The organism is Holdemania massiliensis (genome assembly GCF_022440805.1).
GTDB lineage: Bacteria > Bacillota_I > Bacilli_A > Erysipelotrichales > Erysipelotrichaceae > Holdemania > Holdemania massiliensis_A.
In genome coordinates, this window is record NZ_JAKNTK010000001.1 from 4138747 (window position 1) to 4159810 (window position 21064).

Consider the following 21064-nt stretch of genomic DNA (forward strand, 5'->3'; position numbering starts at 1 on the left):
CAGCCTTCTCCGTATCCGGCCATCCAATCATCATCCAGCACTTGTATTCTCAATCCAATAAGAAAAAAAGATTCCCACCTTTGAAAGGTGAGAATCCATGTTGATTTATTCCACTTCTAACTTTTTTTCAAGAACAAAGTAGATCACGCCGTAGAACAGGGCACATGTTAATAACGTAAACACGATCTCCAGCGCAATGACACCATTCCCTGAAAAACCTCGCATCAGCTGGCGCATCGGACTTGAGAAGCTGTCGCGAATTAAGCCCATGGCAATTGAGATCACAAAGAACAAGGTCACTGAAATCGCTGTTTTATGCCGCGGTGTAAATCTTGTCTGCGGCAGTGTGATGACCATATAAACATACAGAATCATTTCGGCCATCCCCGATAAAACTAAAGCTAATGAGAGAAAGAGGGTAACCAAGTCGGAAAGATCAATATGAATCGTAGCGAATAAACGCATCCATTCTGACCAGCTTGGCAGATCCATGCCTACCAGAATCCCAGCTACCAAAACCATCAAGGTATAGCCCAGCATCAAGACAAAACCGGCTATGATGATCCACAGGATATCGGCCAGAACCTTGCTCAGGATCAGCTGATGGGTTGTAACTGGCAGCGTCAGGGTCAGATAACCCGGACGTTTAAACATCGAATTGCGGTAATTCAGCGCGATATTGATCGCCGTACTGATGACAATCGCCATCGTCATAATCGTAACCGCCAAGATGGCAATAATCCCGAAAACGCTCATATTCGATTCAACACCCATGCTCGCCTGACTTACTAAAAGTTGATCTTTAAACAAAATCGGTGACAGGACGCAGGCAGCGATGAAAATAAGATAGATAATCCCATAACTGCGCCATTCATGAATCAGTTCATATTTTAAAAGCTTTAACATTTGAAGACCTCCCGGAAAACCTCATCCACCGATTTTCCTGTTTCCGCGCGCAGCTGTTCCGCATTCTTATGCATTGCCAGCTCGCCATATTTTAAGAAGATAACGTCATCAAAGATTTTTTCAATATCGCTGATCAAATGGGTCGAGATCAGGACGATGGCATCTTCCGCATAGTTGTTCAGAATGATGTCCAGAATCAATTCCCGAGCTGCAGGATCGACACCGCCGATCGGTTCGTCGAGAATATAAATTCTTGCTTTCCGGCTCATGACCAGACATAACTGAAATTTTTCCTTCATGCCTTTGGACATGGACTTAATCCGCATATTCGGATTCAGGTCAAGCCGCTTCATCAGCAGCAGAGCTTTGGCGATATCGAAATCCGCATACAAATCTTCAAAAATCTTAAGCGCGTCGTTGGCTTTCATCCAATCGCTGAAATAGTTGTCATCCGGAAGGTAAGAAATAATACTTTTGGTATACGCGTCCGGTTTATGTCCGTCAATCAAGATTTCCCCGCTGTAATCACGAAGCAAGCCGTTCATAATTTTAATCAAGGTCGTCTTGCCGCTGCCATTCGGTCCTAAAAGACCGATGATCTGACCTGGAACCATATCCAGATCGACATTTTTCAGCGCCGTTGTTTGACTGTATGATTTCGTCAAACCCCGAATCTGAATTAAAGGTTTAGTGCTCTCCGTTGTCATTGTCCCTCTCCTTTACATAATAAGCTGTCTGAGCAAGAATTTCTTCCCCCTCAAACCCCAGATTTTCCATTTCTTTCACATAGCGGCTGATGCATGAAGTCGCCATCTGCTCGCGAACCAAGCCGATCAGTTCCTCATTTTCACTGATGAAACGACCTGCCGTCCGTTCACTTTTCAATAAACCTTCTCGTTCCAGCTCCGATAACGAACGCTGAACTGTATTCGGATTAACACCGAAATGCAGGGCTAAATCTCGAACGGAATCGACCCGATCTCCAGGTTTTAACCGTCCGGATACGATCTCTTTTTTGATATAGTCCATAACCTGAATATAAATCGGAAGGTTAGAATCAAAATCGATTGCCATAGGTTTCTCCTCTCTGTATTAGTACACTAATACATTAACACTAGGATGGATTTCTGTCAATCCTCTTTTTCTAAAATCTTGAAAATTAAAAAAACAAAGCTTCCACGCCTTGTTTTCGTTTTAATCCGTTTGCTGCCAACCGGCTGATTTCTTTCTATTGATTCTGGTTATCCTGGTTTTCTTCGGGAACTTGACTTAATCTTCTTTTTCCTTCTTCAAACTGGGCATCCCATCGAGCAATCAGTGCTGCTTCCTCTGGATTTAACTGTTCCCGCCAATCTTCATCAGGATCTTGAATGAATAGTGTTTCCAATTCCTGTCTTCGCTCTTTTTTCATCACATATTTCCCTCCGTCATAAAAAGTAGACTATTTGCTTTCGCCCTAATTTTGAGAAAAAAACTTTAAAATTTGTGGGTTTTTCTGGTTATTTTCATTATAAATCAGTCGTCATAAAAAGACTACTTTTTCTTCCATTTTTTTCTATTCTATGACATCCATACAAACCATATAACGTTTATTCAAATCTCTAAAGAAAGATAAAATTACGCTCAAGAAAACAGTTGAAAATATCACTGGTAATGATTTGCTATAAAGAACCTTGATCACATCTGACTGTGTAAGAAAAAACAGATAGGTTTCATTTTATACTCAGCTTACTTTTATTCTAAGTTAATCCGGAGCTTGATTTTTTTATCAAAGGTCAGACAAAAAGTGTGAAATTCTTAACGTTTCACACTTTATCAATTGATAGACCTTTAGATGCTTGCAAGCTGACGGATATAAACTTGAATGAAGAAAATGGCTAAGCACTTAAATTATCTCGTATTGGATTAACTGGGATTATGGAGAATAATTCTCTTCAAAACACTTAGAACTTCCAAGATTTTATCTTTTCACCTTGATCAAGATAAATCAGCGATAAAGCAAACGAGCTGCTCCTCGCCGCAGCTTTCTGCGCCAACGCTGCAGCTGAAGTGCTTTCTGGTATTGTTTTGGATCACCAATCCAGTCAAACTCTCCCAGAAATTCAATAAAATCACCGCCGAAACTCTTTTTAAAATCATGGATGCCATAATAGGGATCATCCGGATTCAGAGCTCCCGATACGCCCTCAAAATCATAAGTTTTCGCCCCTCTTTGCCAACAATCTTCAATAACTGCACTGTGTAGAGCGAAGGCCGCGCGGAAGTTTGGCAGAATCTTTTTTGTATACATATTCACGTTATACACATGCTCACCTTGCTGAATAATCAGTTTCGCTCCCAGTTTTATTTCTCCCTGCCCTTGATAATCATGGATTAATTCCAATATTTCCTGATCCAGAGCTGTTATTTGTTTCTGATTTTCTTCCAGGCGCTGCAGATTCACCAACATTTCACGCTGCTTAATAAGCTCGCTGCGCAGCTTTTTCAGATTCGTTAATGCCTGATCCACATCAGCGCTGACCACGTACAGTCTTGCCTGATTGGGAAAGCACTCCATCAGCTGACGGAAATCCTTCGCTTTTTTCGGCAAAAAATGCAGCTTATGTGCTAATTCACGCTCCGCTTCTACAAGAATTGAAAGATCCTGTTCATCGCTTAATTGTACTTTAACCGCACGCTGAACATTCTTCTTCTGATAAGATGCATAATGCTTTATTTGTTTGCGGATTTTTTCCAACGGCTGATCCAGATTCAGACAGTAAGTGAACCGCGACATGCGGTTGCCGCTGTAGCCATAGGTATATCCAAGATGTTTATAGCCACAGGTTTCCATCCATGCCGCAACATTTTCATTATTGAATCCGCCGATCTTCACCCGACCATCTTTTTCATGCTCTAACCGCGGAACATTCAATTCCATGCGCAGATAAGCAGCACCCCGCTGTCTGGCGATGCGAGTTAATTCTTTAGCAAAAAAACACAACGTTTCAGAATTTGTATAATCTAAATTAAAACCATAACAAATATAACCATATTCAATACCACAAATTTTTTCCCATTGGATCAAAGCCGTGGCGACAATTCGATCCTGTTCATCCCGTGCGGATACTCGCTGGACTTCAATTCCCTGTTTCATACAGAGATCTCCGTAAAAATGGGTTTTTGAATAATGCGGAATTTTTCCTGCTGAAGCAAAGTGATCAAAAGGTTCAGGCTTTTCCTGTTCTATCAGCTTTAACATTTTTTCACCTTCCATCGCCGCACAGCTTTCAACCATGTAATCCCCTGATTGGTCAGAAGGGATAGAACCGGCATGACCGCAATTTCAAATTCTCCGATCATCTCTTCAATCTGAACCGGGAAATTACCTTTGAAAACACTGAGTCCATCATCCAAAGTGCCTTCAACTCCACCCAAATTACAACGGCGAATTCCCATCTTTTGAGCTTTTTCAAACAGTTTCCAATGCGTTAAATATGGGGCGCGGTAGGTCAGATATTCACTGTGTGTTCCAGCATACAGCACTTCCATCTGATCATCCTGAATCAAAGCCAGAAGACCACACAGCGTCACTTCTGAAGCGCCTTCCTGCATTTTTTCTTCCAGGAACTCCTGTTCGCGATTTAAATTAACAATTTGCTCCTTTTCGTTCTTATTTAATTCATGGGATTTTTCCTGAAGTTCTCTTAACAGTTCAGTGATTTCCCTATGCCGTTGTTTCAAATTCAGACTTGCGGTCATCAGAACGGCTCTTTCTCCATATAAAGACATCAATCGTTTGAAGTATTCCGCACTGCGCAAATGAATTTTTTTACGGTGTTCTGTCAGCTTCATGACTTCCGCAAAATGATTCAGCTGATCTTCGCCTTCATGAATCATAACTCCACATTTCTCCGCATGCCGAATACTTCGGCGCGTCTTGGCATTCAATGCCTCCCAACTCATATTTTCCTGCAGCATTACGGCCTGAAAGCGCGGCTGTGTCGCTTCCTTTAAGTATAAAGTATAACCCTTATGTTTGCACTTCAATGTACTCAGCAGCTGAATTACTTTTCCCTGCTGATGATCCCCACGCTCTTCATTACGTTTGGCATACGGATAAGTTCGATCAATCAGATTTGGATCAAAGCGAATTGTAACCGCATGGCTGCGGCGAGCCAGTTTTTTGAGTTTGGTAAAGAAAAACCGAATCAAAGCTTCATCCTGATAATTCACGATCGGTCCATGCGGGATATAGAATAACTTCAATCCCAACGGCAGCGGCCGAATTAAAATCATGGCATAGGCCCGGATTGTGCCGCCGCGTCGGACGACAACCTGCTTCATTGCCCAGTTTTCTTTTACCTGACTCCAGCAAGTATGCTGAAGCAGATTGTTTTGCGGATGTCCTTCCAGAAAGATTTCGATCTCCTGCGGTTTGGGATGTTCATCAAAAACAAATTCATCTGCAATCATAATCATTCTCTCTTTCTTTCCCTGAACTTCGATCAGTTTGTCAAAATGATCGGATAAGCTTAGAGTCTACATATGTAGTTCTAATATAAGTCTACAGTTGTAGTGTTTGTTTGTCAAATCCAATTTTGCTTATCCTCCGCTTTTTGTAATGACTTTTATATAAAATCCTGTTTTCAGGTTTTCAAAAAAGAACAGTTGCCCATTCTTTTTTGATTCTATCGTTTCTAATGATTTTATCATTCCTTATCAATGAAGTTTCTCAAATGTTAAATGCTTCAGCAGCGGCATAGACAGATCATCCTCAGCCGGCCAGAATCCTACAGACTGCATATATTCTACTTTGTCTGATGTTATATCCAGAGTCAAATCATCTGTAAGACATAAGATTTCATTATCGCTGAAGCGTTGAATTTCAGTGGCTAATAAGGCTCCGTCGCCAAAGTAACCGCCATCCACAGGAGATTCCCTGAAAATTGAGAATTGATAATAGCCGTCATAAGAGCCATGACTATAATCATAGCTGAGCCAATCATCAATCGGCCATTCATAGTAACAAAAGCCCACGCTATTCTTACTGATCTGATCAAAAATCATAAAGACATCCGGTGGAACTTCCTGATCCATCGAAATTCGCAAATTCATCTGCGGGATATCATAAACGGAAATTCCATCAGTGACCCTGGGTTCAATGACTGTCACATAAGGGAACTTCTGCCGCAGCTGATCTTTCTTCCGCTCCGCTTCCTCTTCAAGACTATTGAAATGAGAGCCGGTCTGACTCAAATGGATTAAAAGGTCATGGATTTGTTCTGTATAATCCGTGTCCAGCTGAACCAGCCAGCCGTTGAGAAAGGCCAAATCTCCTTGAATAAAAGAGACTGTCATTGGTTCTGCGAAAGGATAATCTAACTCTCCATTATCTGGGTGAACAGTGATCGTTATCAAACGATTTTGATCAAGATCCGGATTTTGATGAATCCATGTACTTGTTCCCATTTCTACATATTCACCTTGCAGATCAGAGAAAACATTAAAATAATCATATTGATTGGGCTGGATCCATCCCCAGTTCACTTCATTTTCTGGCTGCAGGCTGGGATGAATATCCGTTATTGTAATTTTAGCAGGGGAATCCTGCATTAAATTGAAAGATATCTCGCCTCGTTGGATTTGAGGTTGTTCATAGTCAATTAAAGCATAGAAGTCATAAAGTACGTAAGGGTCGTCCACATACCCAATTTCTTCTTCCTGATTTCGTAAGTAAATCCAACGGGGATTTGTCCAAGCTAAATAATCTTGTCCGTTAAAATGAATTTTCAAATCAAAATAATCAGGATTTCTGTTATCCTCAGGACGTTGAAGACTCACTAGTCTGTGCATAATGTCAAGAATTGAAGGATCTTCACTCTCAAACATCATTTCCGCTGCTTCTTCATTTCTGCGGATCTGAAGTAATTGTTCTTCTGGCTCTGGAGTCTGGGCCTGAGTCTGACAGGCAACCAGCATGGAACCCATACCCGTACTGAGTAAAATCAAGACTAAGATTATGCTGCCCTTTTTCTTCCGTGAGGAATCGAATAGAGCCTGAATGCGTTTTTTCAGCGGCTTTCCCGATGAAAAACGGGTTGAAAAAGTGGTCATCGGCAAGCGTGTCTGCCGAATCACATCGACAAGCATCCGGCCATAGACTGCCCGGACTTCTTTTGGCTGACCTTTTAACAATCGTTGATCACAAGCCATTTCCATATCATTCTCAGCCTGATAGTTCATCAGCCAGACGAAAGGATTAAACCAATGAATTGCCTGTGCCATACTCAATATGACTTTCTTCCATAAATCCTTTTGTTTGAGATGAATCAGCTCATGGGTTAAGATCAGATCCAGATTCTCATGATTGATCAGTTCAGGAGCAATAACGATAGAAGGTTTAATCAAGCCAATGGCCATCGGTGTAGGCGCGGAGCGGCTTGTAATTAAGGCTGGTACTCTTCGGATGCTTAATTTTCGGCACAGACTTTTCAAAAGCTGACCTTGCGGACTTTGCGGCAATATAACCTGTCCGTGAACAAACAGAAGTTTTTTTACGCGATGATAATCTGAAATTAAACGGAAGACAAAGATAAAAATGCCCGCGAACCAAATCCCGGCCAGGATCTGAATCAGTGAAATTGTCAATCCGGAAGAATCAACAACAGGTTCCCGATTTGATGAAGGCTGTTCATCAACAGGTCTTGGGTTTGACAAGGGAGCGGGTGCTTTTGATTCAGAAGGCTGTTCAGAGTTTTCAACAATCGTTGAAATAAAGGTGTGGGGCTGGACAACCGCCTGGGGTACAGGGATCGTAATGGCCGGTACAGGCAGTGAAATATTCCAAGGCAGAATCAGTCGCAGTGCAATCGCAAGCCACGCCAGAACCGTTACTGAAGCTTGATATCGCTGATGCATTACTTTTGAAAACAGAAACAGAATCAGGATGAGAAAAGACATCGAAAATGAAACTTCAATCACCTGACTTAATAACTCAGTCATGCCGATTTTCTTCCTTTTGGATCATGGCTTCCAGTTCCTGCAGATCTGCTTCTGTCAGACTTTCATTCTTTACCAGGGTCATGAATAAACTGCGTACGGATTTTCGATGAAAACGTTCAAAAAACCGAACGGTTTCCTGATCACGATATTCCTCCTCACTGATCAGCGGGACATAGGTCTTTAACCGCCCCTCTTTCATCACCTTAACATATCCCTTTTCTTCCAGACGGGCTAATAAGGCCTGAATTGTGGACATCGTCCAGTCACGGTCGATGTGACGAGCAATTTCGGCGGTTTTTACAGGAATCTCACAATGCCAGATGGCAGTCATGACTTCCAATTCCGTATCCGGAAGTTTTTTTTCTTTATTCATTCTTATCACCTCTACATTTGTCAATTTAATCATATCTTTACTCTTGACAATTGTCAATATTAATTCAGGCTTCCTTTTTGTTAAGAAAGGAGAACGTTGAAAACAATCAACACTACAAAAAAAACTCTGCGGAAACAAGATCTTTTCTGCAGAGTCTAAACTTTTAATGGGTTGTTGGATTTACATGAATCATAATATGTTTGATGTCTGTAAACATGGCTTCAACCTGGTCATGAACCTGTTCCGCGATCGCATGACTTTCACGCAGAGGCATATCCCCATCCACTTTAATTTCCAGATCAATGTAAACCTTATTTCCAAACATCCGTGTATGAAGGACATCGACACCGAGGACATCCGGCTGACTTTCAATAAATTCGCGTAATTCTGACTCATACACTTCATCACAGGAAGTATCAAGCATCTTTGTAAGCGCATCTTTCAGAATATCATAAGAAACCTTCAAGATGAACAGACAGATTATCACGCTGGCTGCACTGTCCAGCACAGGATAACCCAACATCGCACCCGCAATTCCGATCAGCGATCCAACCGAAGAAAAGGCGTCAGACCGATGATGCCAGGCATCCGCCATAAACGCGTTGGAATTGATTTGTTTAGCATAATACCGCGTATACCAGAACATGGCTTCTTTGCCTATGATGGAGATTATCGCAGCCAGAAGGGCAATTCCACCTGGAACAGCCAAGGTATCATAATGTCCTGCAGCAATATTCTTCAGTCCCGCAGCCCCGACACCAAGACCGGTCATCAATAATAAAATTCCCAGAATCAAAGAAGCGACACATTCAAAACGTTCATGACCATAGGGATGTGATTTATCAGCTTCCTTCTTTGAAAGCTTAACGCCAAAATAAGCAATAACAGTGGTCAGCACATCCGAAAAGGAGTGGATCGCGTCGGAAATCATCGCGCTGGAATGACCGAAGAATCCGGCAATAAATTTAATTCCGGATAACACCGTATTTCCAACGATACTAACTAGAGATAGGTTTCTGATAATCTGATTTTCATCCAGCCTGCGCTGTTTTGAATTTGTCGGCTGAGCTTTTTGGTTGGTTGTCATAAAAGAATCCTCCTAAATTCCGCAAATGCGGCAGTAATGAGTTCTCTTATCAGCACGTCATCGGAGATAGAATATTCCACAAACAGATATAAAAAACGCACCCGTGGAACATACAACTGTCCCACAGATGCGCAAGGTTACGCTCTGCTGCCACTCTTGATGGCCCGGCCCCATGACCTCAACGGTTCATCGCCTGCTCAGTTTGTACTGTTGATCTCGCATTCCGAATCGAATGTAATGCAGTGCAAAGAGTTATTTCATACTACTTTATATTTATGCCATTGTCAAGAAATTTGTGAGGCGCTTTTTCATCCTTTTTCTCACTTTTTCCCATTAGAAAATTCTGATTGCCTTCCGATCAGATAAAGCCGTTTTTCCTCTCGCCAACACGATTTTGAAAGAACCAAAAAAAAACGGTATGACCTTCGCCATACCGATTCTTCATCATATGAATTTTAATTGCTGCAAACCATTTTTCCCGTTTTAGGAAATAAGCTTTATTTCTTATTCGGCGTTTTAGTACGATCGTACATAATTTTCAGATGACGCCGGCTGCCTTCACCTTCGCTCTCTGTTTTAATGTACGGCCAATCCGCCAAATACTGATGGATTACCTTGCGTTCATCATTCGGCATAGGATCCAACGAGGCATCGACTTTTGTCCGCTGCACCGTTTTTGCGATCCGTCCGGCGATAGACTTCACTTTTTCATACCGTTCTTCTTTGTAATGATTGATATCAATCATAATTGAGAAGCGCTTGCGGAAAGCTGAATTGACAGCGCCGCGGACAACAGTATTTAAAGCCTGAAGCGTCTGACCATTCTTACCGATGATCACAGCGTTGTTCTCCGCATTTAACATGATGCGGTAACCGCCGTCTTCATCAAAGATTTCGATCTCGACATCCTGATTCAAGCCGGTAAAGAACTCACCGATATAATTGAAGAGAAACTCTTTAATATCACAGGAAGCATAAACCTCAGCAGTAACTGAAGCTCCGATTCCCAGGAATCCTTGTTTTTCTTCGGTAACGAAATAAGTCAGTTCCTCAACGGACACACCCTTTTCTTTCGCTGCGGCATTCAGTACGTCATTTAATGTTTTTCCTGTGTATTTCTTCATAAAGTCCCTTCTTACGATTTTTTATCGATATAGATTAACTGAACGAACAAAGTCTTGAAGATCATAACCAGAGATGAAACAGCCCAGTAAATCGTCATGGCTGCCGGCCAGTTGATCGAGATGACAAGGATGAACACCATCATGTAGATCATCATGTTGCCGCCTGGCTGTTTGGTCTTCTCATATTTTCTATGGTGCGCTGCTGCTTCTTTTTTCGCTTTCTGCGTCGCCAAGAACTGCGGCAGCATCATGGAACCAATCTGGCAAAGGGCCATGAAGACGAAGATCACCAGATACAGCCACTGTCCCGACATAATTCCATGCAGTGGTGTTTCTTTCAGACTCAAGCCCCACATCGTACCATTGACGACGGTTTCTGCCCGCTGGACGGACAAATAGATCGCCATGATGATCGGCAGCTGAATGAAGGAAGAAATAATGGCTCCAAATGGATTGATTCCGTTGTCTTTGTATAAACGCTGCAGTTCCTGAGCCTGAGCCATCTGCGAACGTTCATCCGTCTTGCCTTCATACTTTTTCTGAATTCGATTCATTTCCGGCTGGATAACCTGCATCTTCTGCGTCATCACTGTCGATTTGATTGTGAAGATCAAAGTGATGATATGAACTAACAGAGTAACAACGGAAATGGACAGAGCCACTCCGACATACGGCGTCAGGAAGTTGATTAACTTGGATAATGGGAAAACGAAGAAAGCACTGAACCAGTTTTCGTTAGCCATCATGTACTTAAACGTCGTATCTGATGTGATTTGAATAACTTCTTTTGTTTCTGGATCTACCGGAGCCGTACATCCGCTGGCAAGAAATAGCAGCGCGACGAAGACCAGCAGCAGAAGCAGCTGTTTTTTACGATTTTTCATTGAACTCTCCTTAACTGAATAATCATGCGTACTTCTTTATTTTAACTTTTTTAATAAGGCTTTCCAAGTCTTTTTTGTTGTCTGAATAACTTTGTTCCAGAAACTTTTTCCTGACAATCAGGATTCCGTCAAAATTTTCATTAAAATCATAAATTTCCTGGAACATCATACGCACTTGACGCTTGGTTTTGTTTCTGACCACGGCATTGCCCAACTTTTTGCCGACGGAGATGCCAATCCGGCTTTGGTCCTCTTTCCGGGCTTTGACATACAGCACCAGCGAAGGACAGCTGACAAATTTCCGATGCTCAATAATCGTTTGAAATTCATCCGCTTTTTTAACCCGATATTTTTTCTTCATCTTGATTTATTAAAAAAGCCACCTGTGGGTGACTATTTTATGCCGACAAGATCTTTCTGCCTTTAGCACGACGGCGGGCTAAAACTTTACGTCCTCCGACCGTTTTCATGCGGGCTCTGAAACCGTGGACTTTTTGGTGTTTTCTTTTGCTCGGTTGATAAGTTCTTTTCATATTAAAGAGCCACCTCCAGTTCTTTTTATACAATAATGAGCAATTGCTGGTACATTATACAATAGTTTTTCTGTAAAAGTCAACTAAACTCCCTCGACTTCGATGCTGGATTTCTGCTTTTTTGAAAAAATGAAAGAACTTTTCAGTCTTTTTTGAGTTTTTACGTTTTTTTCTATCGTATTTCAATCTCCGAACGGGAAGACTGTATATTGAAACAGACTTGCTGTCAGCGAAAAAATATTTTTCATTTTCATGTAGCTTAACACGAGTTTATAGTTTATAGAACTGTCCCTGCTTCTTCCTTCAGAACATTTCCACACAAAGATTTCTAAGCTCAAGAAAGTGATGCAAGCATCACTCTGAAAGTCTAAACCTTCAGAGCCCCTCTCTGTTTCTTGCCAGGAGAGTATTCCTGCAGGTCTGTTCCTTCCTCCTCTCTCTTGCTTCACAAGATGAAGGCTGTGTCGAAGGTTCTTCCCCACAGGCGTCTTCGTTCTCTTTCTGTTTCTTAATTTCATTCCGACGCGAAAGTCAGCGATCTTCTTGTCCCTGCCTTCTTTGTACAGATTAAGAAACAGAATTCGGTTGCTTCTATTCCATTCCCATCCCTCGCCGCGCTATCACATACGCGGCCGCCATATGGACTGTGCAGCCCATTCTTGGGCTGTATTTTTCTTTCCCGATCTTGCTTGTATTCGCTGGATTCACCTTCTTTACTCCATATCCCTCTTTCCAGCATCGCCGCACGATCGCTTCTTCGATCTTTCTTGTCGCAAAGTCGGATAACATTTTATTTTGCCTTCGATTTCCATACCGCATCTTGCTTTTTGTCTTCTGGAAATCCAAGTCTTCCATCACTAACGGCTTATGACTCCGCACACATTCCAAGACGACTTCCTTGACTGTCTGATCAATCTGATGTTTCCTTTGTTTCCTATTTTTCCCATCCAGCGGCATTTTCACCGTTTTCAATAAAACACAGTTTCCGCAGCCATCCGTTTCACTTACCGCGATATGATTGACATTGATGTCTATGCCAATGACCCCTTGTTCTGTGTCTTCGCTCTTCGCTTTTTCTTCCATCTCCACGATCGCTTTGATAATAAAATAAGCGCCATGATCTTCCAACACATAAGCCACTGCTTTTCCAGGTGTATTGTGCGGCAGTCTTACCGCTCTTTCCAATTCTTCTTTGTATTGATGAAACTCAATCTTGAGCGGGATCTCTCGTTTCTCACTGCTGCAGCGGTAAATCAAAACTCCCTCTTCGATATGATATTGGAATAAGTTATTTGAGAATTTCCCTTGCCTTCTTCCCCGTATCATCATCGTTCGATTACGGGCTGATTGATATGCTTTCAGCCAGGTTTCATGTTGCCCTGCATACACTGTCGTTCTTGCCCTAGCTAACTTCTTTCCACCAAAACAGGTAAACTTCATTTTTCGTTGAAGTGTTTCTAACTTCTGCTTTCTCCGATTCAATCCATAAATCAGATGAGAGCGGCGATTCTTGTATCGCTTTCGCTCAGGACGCAGCTGCTGCACTTCAAGCAAGTAATCGGCTTCCGTTTGTTTCCCTTGTTTTGTTTTTCTGAATAATTCTTTTAATTGTCGGTCAATTTTCCGAATGTTGATTTCGACTTCTTTTAGTTTCTTTTCAATTGCTTTACATTGAGCCTTCAGCACCTTCTTCTGATTTTCATGGTTGGCAAAATCGTTGCTTAAATGTTGTTGTGCTTCTTGAATCGCAGAGAGTGGAAAATAGTCATTGGTATGAAAGCGGCGTTTCATTTCTTTTCCCAGACTATCATCAAAGGAAAAGGGAATCCCCTGTGATTTCAGACATAACAAATAATAGGCAGTGTGCATCATGGCATGATAAAGCTGGATATCCTGGTGCAGAGCGTTCGCTTCTTCCGAGGATAATTCCGAGTAGTAAATACGATTAGAACAGGTGATTGTCTTCATGGAAAGAGAACCTCACTTTCATTGAAAATCAGAAAATGGAATTACTACTTCTTCTGAGTTATTATACAACATTCCTCAAAGCTATACAACGCGTTTGAGTTTGTTTCATCCTTTTCATTCTTCTCTATATGGCTCTTGGGAAAAAGAAATGATCGAACAGTTTAATTGAATTCAGATCTCTTTTCCCTTGTTTACAAACGCGGTTCTTTAAAACCTATCCGCTAATTTTCTTCGCGTCCAAAATTTCATCCGAGTTAAACTATTCAATTGCGGTCCTTTTTCATGCAAATCTCTAATAGAATAGAACTCAAAAAGGCGAAAAAGAGAGTAGCGTCATAAAATAGAAATCTGATAAGATAGAGGTGGGGAGTACCATGAAATCCACACTATCCAAGAAAGAAACAATCTTAGCTCTTGGTCATTGTGACACTTACTTTCCAGGTCCGAATCCCATTTCCATCGCTAAAATCTTTGCTGAAAATCGATGGCGGCTGCTTGTTGATTATGAACTTTATCGAAAAGGGATCCGTCCCGCAATCATGAAAACGGTTAACTCGATTATTCTCTGTGAGTATCATGATCTCGGCCACTCTCTTTACGAATGTCCTCACTGTGAAAACTTCACTTTCGTTTGGCATACTTGTAAATCTCGTTTTTGTAATCAGTGCGGTATAAAATATGCTCGCCTGCTTTCAGACTCGATTCTATCTAAAGTTTTTGATTGTCCCCATCGTCATGGCGTTTTCACGGTTCCTGAACCCCTTCGTCCTTATTTTCAAAAAGATCGTTCTTTACTGGACGAACTTTTCAAAGCTGTGGAAGATACTCTTCATTATGTCATTCGCAAAGCCGGAAGAAAAAACGAAGAATTGATTCCTTGTGCCGTATTAACCCTTCATACTTTTGGCAGGCCTTTGAATTGGATCCCGCATATCCACGTTCTGTTAGCCGAAGGCGGTGTTCGTAAAAGCGGTTCGTTTCAACCTTTAAAACATATCCACTACGATTCTCTGCGTTTTTCTTTTCAAAAGCAGTTGCTTGACCGCATGGAAGCCAAATTGAATTCCCCCGATTTTAAAATCGTAAAAAAGCAATGTTATCGAGATTATCCCGATGGCTTCTATGTTTACTCTCCACCTTCTACTCACAAATCCACTCAAGATTGTGTAGATTATATCGTTCGTTATGTTGGTCGTCCTGTCATGGCTCAAAGTCGGATTGAAGACTATGATGTTGACCTTGACTTTGTCTGGTGGCACTATATCGACCATCAAACCCATGAACGTGTAGATGTGTTTGATTCCACTCTCGTTTTCATGAAAAAGCTCATTCTTCATATTCCTGATGATCATTTCAAAATGGTTCGTTACTTAGGCGCCTATACTTCTCGAAAAAAGAAACTTTGTCGCTGTATTCAAAAAATGTTACGTAAGCCTCGAGCTTGGATTCGTAAGAAGCTTTCTTCTTATCGAGAATTTCGTAAGGAGTCCACAGGCATTGATCCTTTCCTTTGTTCCTGCGGACACATCATGGAATTGGTTGAATCCTTTTTCCCGGCTGGATTGGAAGTGAAAATCAATGAAACCTGGGAACTCTATGACTGGCACCGTGAACTCGATCCCCTTCAAGTGTACTAAGTGTGGTTTTCTGGATCCGATGGAAATCGATATTGCTGAAGAAGCTTGTGATCTTATTTCTTATCGGGGTATTCCATGTTTCCGCGCCTACTGTATCCAATGGGATTCTGTCATGATCCCTGTCGATGTCTTATGCCAATTCGCTCAGGAATAATCTATCCTTCCACTCCTCTCTCATTTCTCTTTTCGTTGCGACCTTTTAGGTCGTTTTTCTTTTTCATAAGATTCGTTTGAGTTATTTAACTCACTTGAACCTATCGCCCATTTTGATGCAATTTCCTAATAGAAGAAAAAAAGTCCCTGATCAAAATTTACAATCAGGAACTTTTTATTTGGAGATTCAATTTCCTTTAATTCAGCGAATCAGTCCGTATTCTTTCATCGCCTTCGCAATCCCGTCCTGATCGATACGGGCCGTAACTTTTTCCACCAGCGGTTTTAATGACATCGTGCCATTGCCCATCAAAACACTGTGCGGAACATGCTTCAGCATTGGCAGATCATTGGTGCTGTCGCCGAACACATAACAATCCTGCAGTTCTACATTGTATTTCTGCCGAACCACATCAATGGCAGTCGCTTTGCTGCAGGCCTGCGGAACAATCTCCGCAAATCCATTGAAGCGGTCGATAAACTCAAAATGCATTTCTGTTAAAAACTGACGGAATTCTTCAAGGTTGCTGTGGTCATCATAAGCGATGCAGAATTTAACAAATTCAGACTCATGATCAATCCACGGCACAATGTTGTTAAAACCTTCACCGCTCAGAATTTCCATCGATTTCACAAATCCATTTTTTACATGACCCAGACTGACATAACAAGTCGGCGTGTTTTCTCCGAATAAATCAATTTCACAGACATCGGCTTTTTCCTTGATCTTCTGGCAAACAGCCTGGGGGATCTGATGACGGTACAGCGCTTTTCCCTGAACCATAATTTCAGTGCCGCAGCCGCAGCAGTAACCATCAAAATTCAATTCTTTAATCATATCTGAAACATGGGAATACGGACGGCCTGTATTGATAAACACGACGCTGCCGTTGCGGCGGGCTTCGTGAAGCGCTTCAATCGTACTTTGCGGAATCTGATGGGTGTGTTCATCCACCAAAGTTCCATCGATATCAAAAAAGAGACATTTTTTCTTCATAGATCCTCCTTCATCTTCCTTTTCAGCCTGAAAACAGCCCCATTATAGAAGATGAAATGAGAAAAGAAAAGCCTAATCCTGCAAATTGTAATATTCTTCGACAGTTAAACCGCTTTCAAAGATTTTCTGAGCTTCTTCTGTTCCAAAATAGCGATAATGCCAAGGTTCAAAGATATATCCGGTAATCTCCTCTTTGCCTTCCGGATAGCGCAGAATGAAGCCGTATTTCCAGGCGTTTTCTTTCAGCCAGACGCCCTCATCCGTATCCTTAAAGCAGCCTTTGAGATAACAGTTGCCGCTGGTTCCGGATAAATCCGCTGCCAGTCCTGTCTGATGTTCGCTCTGACCCGGCTTGGCTGAATAACGGTTGGCTTCTTCCTCGCCATCGCGGGCAACATAGTTGTTGTATAAGGTTTTCTGATAATCATAAGAGCGGTAGCCGCTGCCGATCATCAGTGAAATACCGTCTTCTTTAGCCGCGTCAAACATAATCTTCATCGCCTCGGCTGCTTCCTGACGCATCGTTACAGACGATTTGGCCAGCGGGACATCCGGCTTGACCAGATCCGCCGGTTCGTAATCTTCCCCTAACGGACGTTGTTTGTTAACGATCAGGTTAATGCTGTCAAGACTGGTCAGATCCGGAACTTCCATCACGATATCTCCCTCATTTCCATCATTATTGGAAGCTGGGGTTTCCTCCGGCTCGGCAGTAGGCTGGGCTGTTTCCTGGGATTGAGGGGTTTCGGTTGGATTCAGATTGTCCTCATTGGGTGTTTTTGCTTTCTTTCCGCACCCGCCGACGCTGACGATCAGCAGGAAGGCAATCAACAGCTTTGTCATTTTTAACATTTGCTCATCTCCTGTTCTTCCCGGTTTTTTTCTTGGATCATCCGCAGCGCTTCCGCTACGTCATGCACAATATATTTTGCCCGCGCCAGGATTTCCGGGTGACTTTTCTCCATGGCGTAGCTTTCTTCAATCAATTCAAACATTTCCAAATCATTGATAGAATCCCCTAAAACGGCAATCTCATACAGCGGTACATGATCCAGCGATGCGACTTTCTGAATTCCGCTGGCTTTGTTGACGCCGGGTTTCATCATTGAATAGCCGTCATGACGGGTCATCACCGGATCATAGCCCAATCGTGAAGCTTGTTCAGCCAGCTGCTTTAATGTATTCGGCTGATGACAAAGAATGACCAGGGATACAAAAGTCTGCGCCGGTTTGCGCTGAGCCAGCTCCGCCAGCGTCCAGGGCAGAATTTCACGATGATCCGGAACGTTGTCCGGGTCACAGAATTCATCGATATATTCCGACTTGCGGCCGGCAAAGCAATAATCGTTCTGATTGGTTATGCATAACAGTTCGGCGGGCTGATTTTCCAGCAAAGCCTGAAGATGCCGGGCTTCTTCCAGCGTAAATATACTTTCATAGATCAGTTTCTGACGTGCGGTAACGTAAGCTCCGGAATACGCCACGGTATCAAAGCTGAACTGCCGACCGTAAGTCCGCGGTACAAAGTCAGCGGGTCTGCCGGTGGCTAAGGCAAAGTGAACGCCGGAATTCACCGTGCGGTTAATTTCCCGAAGGTTTTCCACAGAAATCGTGTAATCCCCCTGCTCGTTGTCCTGAACTAATGTTCCGTCAACATCACAAAAGATCAAACGTATCATTTTTTAATCCTCACTTTATCGTAGTGTAATTATACCATCCCATTAATGTTAAGCAAATCCTAAGATATCCACAGGAAAAACCGCGGCTTCTGTCTGTTCACAGGGTTTTCAGTCTTTTTTCAGCAGTGGAAAATTCTTTATCCACGCCTAATCCGCATTCCACATTAGATAGTTTTCCACAGTTGTGGATAATGGTGGATTATGTCATAAACGCTTTTATAAAAGGCTATTTTGATATGGATAAAATCTTGATAACTTCCGAATTCTCCGAATTTATCCCCATTTTCCCCAAAAAAGTTATCCATGTCCACTTATCCCCAGTTTATCCACAATAGAAAAGATGTGGATTGTGGTGGATAACTGGGTAAAAATAAACAATAATCACGGATTTAAGGGGAGTTATCCTGTGGAAAACTTTTTTTGGAAGAAAAACATCGTGGAAAAATGCTGACAAATTAGCTAAACTAGTAGTGCTAAGGAAACTTATCCACGAATGGGAGTTGTATAAAAATGACAGTAATGGATTCTTACTTATCCGATATCTGGAAGCGAACCCTGACGCTGATCTTAGAAAAGGGGAAACAGCAGGAAAAACTGGACAATCTGATCTTTAATCAGTTTTTCTCCGATTCCAAGCTGATGGACCTTGATGAAAAGAAAGCACTGGTTGTCGTGCCCGGATATATCCAACAAACGATTATGATGCAGAACAAAGAGATCGTAGAGGAAGCGATCAGCGAAGTTCAAGAGCGGAAAATCAGCTGCGAAATCGTCATGGAAAGTCAGCTGCAGAAAATCCGGCCGCTGGCGGCGAAGAAGAAAGCACCGGCGATTACCGGCTTAAACACAACGAATTTGATTCAGGATTACACCTTTGATAATTTCGTTGTCGGAGGCAGCAATCGGGAAAGCCACTCTGCGGCTCTGGCCTGCGCCTACAATCCAGGTCAGTTCTTCAATCCGCTGTTTATCTACGGCAATTCCGGCTTAGGGAAGACGCATCTGCTCAATGCCATCGGCAACTACGTCAGCGAACACGCACCGGACAAAAAAGTCTACTACACGACCAGCGAAGACTTCGTCAACGCCGTCGTCAATTCCATCAAAAATGGTCAAATTCAGGAATTCAAAGAAGAAATGAATGACCTGGACGTCCTGCTGGTCGATGATATTCAGTTTCTGGCCGGCAAAGAAAAGAGCCATGAAACGTTCTTCTACATCTTTAATGAATTGGTCAACAATAAGAAACAGATCTGCCTGACTTCCGACCGGCATCCTACCGAAATCAAAGGCCTGGAAGAACGTCTGATCAGCCGCTTCTCCTCTGGATTGTCCGTCGGTGTGGACTCACCTGAATTTGAAACATCCGTGGCCATCCTCAAAGTCAAGCTGGAAAAACAAAGCGTTGATCCTTCAATTATTGATGACGATGTTCTGGCTTATATCGCGTCCAACTTCTCACAGGATGTGCGTAAGCTGGAAGGGGCACTAAACCGATTATTGTTCTATTCGATCAATTTCTCCAACAGCACCCGCATCGATTTTAAAACTGCGGTTTCCGCTTTCCGCGGACAGGCACAGACGATTGACAAAAACGATTTGACCGCTTCCAAAATCATCCGCTGTGTTGCCGATTACTACGGCTTAACAAAACTGCAGCTGGTTTCCAAAACGCGGACTAAAAATATAGCCACAGCCCGCCATATGGCCATGTATCTGTGCCGCAAGCATCTTGACATGCCGTATGTAAAAATTGGCGATGAATTTGGCAAACGTGATCATTCTACTGTGATGAGCGCCTGCGAAAAAGTGGAGAAGGGATTAAAGAACGACGATGTTTACCGCAAGGCTGTCAGCGAATTAGAGAAGCTCATGCAGGTGAATTAGTTAACCACTGCTTTCCACTTTATTTCCGCCGTCAAAAGTGATAAAATAAACCTGTATTATAAGGCTTTTTGAAACTTTATCCACTTTTCCACAGTCCTAATAGTATTGAACTTAAATACTAAATAAAAACACAAGGGAGGTACACCATGAATTTCAAAATCTCCAAGCGAGTTTTCTACTCCGCTCTGAACACCGTATCCAGAGCGATTTCTTCCAATTCTCCGTTACCCGCTTTATCCGGCATCAAAATTGAAGTAAATCAGGATTCGATTATTCTGACCGGAAGCGATTCCGATATTTCCATCCAGACCACCCTCAGCGGAAACGAAGAAGAAACCAATCTGATCGTGAAGGAAACCGGCTCCATCGTTATTGAAGCTAAATATATTCTTGAAATTGTCAGAAAGATTGACGCCGATGAAATTGAATTGGAAATCGTCGATGGCTCACTGACCAAGATCAGCGGGATGTCCGCAGAATTCAGAATCAACGGCATGCGGGCATTGGATTATCCGGCAATTGATTTCACCCGCCCAGGTCAGCAGTTTGAAATGGACGCCGACGTTTTGTTAAAAGTCATCAGCCAGACCACCTTTGCGACCAGCGATCGGGAAACCCGGCCTGTCTTAACCGGCGTGAATATGAAATGCAGCGGCAAGCGCTTGGAATGCGTAGCGACCGATAGTTATCGCCTTGCCCGCAAGATAGTAAATTTGACCTCGGAGAATAACTTTAACATTACGATTCCGGCTAAAAGTTTAAATGAAGTTTCCAAAACGATTGCCCAGGACAGCAGCATCCTGATCGCAGTCTCTGATAAAAAAGCTCAGTTCTGGATCGGTGAAACCGTCA

General features: G+C 42.5%; 20 protein-coding genes and 1 riboswitch. Of the genes, 3 read left to right on the forward strand and 17 right to left on the reverse strand.

Going from position 1 to position 21064, the window contains the following annotated elements; all coding sequences use genetic code 11:
• Nucleotides 1-105: 105 nt before the first annotated feature.
• From MCG46_RS19260 to MCG46_RS19325, 14 genes are all read right to left on the reverse strand, one after another.
• Nucleotides 106-906: a hypothetical protein gene (locus tag MCG46_RS19260; protein ID WP_240281413.1), complete on the reverse strand. Its 801-nt coding sequence runs from the start codon at nt 904-906 to the stop codon at nt 106-108.
• Complete coding sequence (locus MCG46_RS19265; RefSeq protein ID WP_154240493.1) at nt 900-1613, reverse strand: ABC transporter ATP-binding protein; 714 nt, start codon at nt 1611-1613, stop codon at nt 900-902. Before MCG46_RS19265 ends, MCG46_RS19260 begins: the two co-directional genes overlap by 7 nt.
• Nucleotides 1594-1980, reverse strand: a complete 387-nt coding sequence (locus tag MCG46_RS19270; RefSeq protein ID WP_240281414.1) for a GntR family transcriptional regulator — start codon at nt 1978-1980, stop codon at nt 1594-1596. Before MCG46_RS19270 ends, MCG46_RS19265 begins: the two co-directional genes overlap by 20 nt.
• A 154-nt stretch (nt 1981-2134) precedes the next feature.
• Nucleotides 2135-2320 (reverse strand): hypothetical protein, encoded by a 186-nt coding sequence (locus MCG46_RS19275; RefSeq protein WP_240281415.1) that lies wholly within the window; start codon nt 2318-2320, stop codon nt 2135-2137.
• 573 nt (nt 2321-2893) lie between these two features.
• A complete protein-coding gene (locus MCG46_RS19280; protein WP_345893090.1) occupies nt 2894-4183 on the reverse strand; it encodes a lipid II:glycine glycyltransferase FemX in 1290 nt (429 codons plus the stop codon).
• Entirely contained in the window at nt 4141-5361 is a 1221-nt protein-coding gene (locus tag MCG46_RS19285) for a peptidoglycan bridge formation glycyltransferase FemA/FemB family protein (protein WP_240281417.1), read from the reverse strand. Before MCG46_RS19285 ends, MCG46_RS19280 begins: the two co-directional genes overlap by 43 nt.
• Before the next feature lie 246 nt (nt 5362-5607).
• On the reverse strand, nt 5608-7890 hold the full coding sequence (locus MCG46_RS19290) for a M56 family metallopeptidase (protein ID WP_240281418.1): 2283 nt from the start codon (nt 7888-7890) through the stop codon (nt 5608-5610).
• On the reverse strand, nt 7883-8263 hold the full coding sequence (locus tag MCG46_RS19295) for a BlaI/MecI/CopY family transcriptional regulator (protein WP_240281419.1): 381 nt from the start codon (nt 8261-8263) through the stop codon (nt 7883-7885). The genes MCG46_RS19290 and MCG46_RS19295 overlap by 8 nt, the downstream gene beginning before the upstream one ends.
• Before the next feature lie 163 nt (nt 8264-8426).
• Nucleotides 8427-9350, reverse strand: a complete 924-nt coding sequence (locus tag MCG46_RS19300) for a cation diffusion facilitator family transporter (protein WP_240281420.1) — start codon at nt 9348-9350, stop codon at nt 8427-8429.
• Nucleotides 9351-9464: 114 nt separating this feature from the next.
• Nucleotides 9465-9561: riboswitch (NiCo riboswitch) on the reverse strand.
• Nucleotides 9562-9847: 286 nt separating this feature from the next.
• On the reverse strand, nt 9848-10474 hold the full coding sequence (locus MCG46_RS19305) for a protein jag (RefSeq protein ID WP_240281421.1): 627 nt from the start codon (nt 10472-10474) through the stop codon (nt 9848-9850).
• Nucleotides 10475-10485: 11 nt separating this feature from the next.
• Nucleotides 10486-11358 (reverse strand): membrane protein insertase YidC, encoded by an 873-nt coding sequence (gene yidC / locus MCG46_RS19310; RefSeq protein WP_020226214.1) that lies wholly within the window; start codon nt 11356-11358, stop codon nt 10486-10488.
• 22 nt (nt 11359-11380) lie between these two features.
• Nucleotides 11381-11719: a ribonuclease P protein component gene (gene rnpA / locus MCG46_RS19315; RefSeq protein ID WP_020226213.1), complete on the reverse strand. Its 339-nt coding sequence runs from the start codon at nt 11717-11719 to the stop codon at nt 11381-11383.
• A 37-nt stretch (nt 11720-11756) separates the two neighbouring features.
• Nucleotides 11757-11891 carry a 50S ribosomal protein L34 gene (gene rpmH, locus MCG46_RS19320; protein ID WP_072685186.1) on the reverse strand — a complete coding sequence of 45 codons (135 nt, stop codon included), beginning with the start codon at nt 11889-11891 and terminating at the stop codon, nt 11757-11759.
• 591 nt (nt 11892-12482) lie between these two features.
• Nucleotides 12483-13859, reverse strand: a complete 1377-nt coding sequence (locus MCG46_RS19325) for an IS200/IS605 family accessory protein TnpB-related protein (RefSeq protein ID WP_240281422.1) — start codon at nt 13857-13859, stop codon at nt 12483-12485.
• 374 nt (nt 13860-14233) lie between these two features.
• Between MCG46_RS19325 and MCG46_RS19330 the strand changes: the two genes are divergently transcribed.
• Nucleotides 14234-15496, forward strand: coding sequence for an IS91 family transposase (locus MCG46_RS19330; RefSeq protein WP_240281423.1), 1263 nt, complete (start codon nt 14234-14236; stop codon nt 15494-15496).
• Between the two features lie 355 nt (nt 15497-15851).
• Here the strand turns inward: MCG46_RS19330 and MCG46_RS19335 are convergent, their stop codons facing one another.
• The 3 genes from MCG46_RS19335 to MCG46_RS19345 all read right to left on the reverse strand — a co-directional run bounded on the left by MCG46_RS19335 (nt 15852) and on the right by MCG46_RS19345 (nt 18325).
• Nucleotides 15852-16646, reverse strand: coding sequence for an HAD family hydrolase (locus MCG46_RS19335; RefSeq protein WP_240281424.1), 795 nt, complete (start codon nt 16644-16646; stop codon nt 15852-15854).
• A gap of 72 nt (nt 16647-16718) precedes the next feature.
• Entirely contained in the window at nt 16719-17498 is a 780-nt protein-coding gene (locus tag MCG46_RS19340; RefSeq protein ID WP_240281425.1) for a M15 family metallopeptidase, read from the reverse strand.
• Entirely contained in the window at nt 17492-18325 is an 834-nt protein-coding gene (locus tag MCG46_RS19345) for an HAD family hydrolase (RefSeq protein WP_240281426.1), read from the reverse strand. Before MCG46_RS19345 ends, MCG46_RS19340 begins: the two co-directional genes overlap by 7 nt.
• A 510-nt stretch (nt 18326-18835) precedes the next feature.
• On the opposite strand from MCG46_RS19345, the gene dnaA reads away from it, so the two are divergent.
• Together dnaA and dnaN are read left to right on the forward strand one after the other, a co-directional pair.
• Nucleotides 18836-20212: a chromosomal replication initiator protein DnaA gene (gene dnaA / locus MCG46_RS19350; protein ID WP_240281427.1), complete on the forward strand. Its 1377-nt coding sequence runs from the start codon at nt 18836-18838 to the stop codon at nt 20210-20212.
• A 146-nt stretch (nt 20213-20358) separates the two neighbouring features.
• The coding region (dnaN, locus tag MCG46_RS19355) for a DNA polymerase III subunit beta (RefSeq protein ID WP_240281428.1) at nt 20359-21064 on the forward strand (706 nt) is incomplete at its 3' end.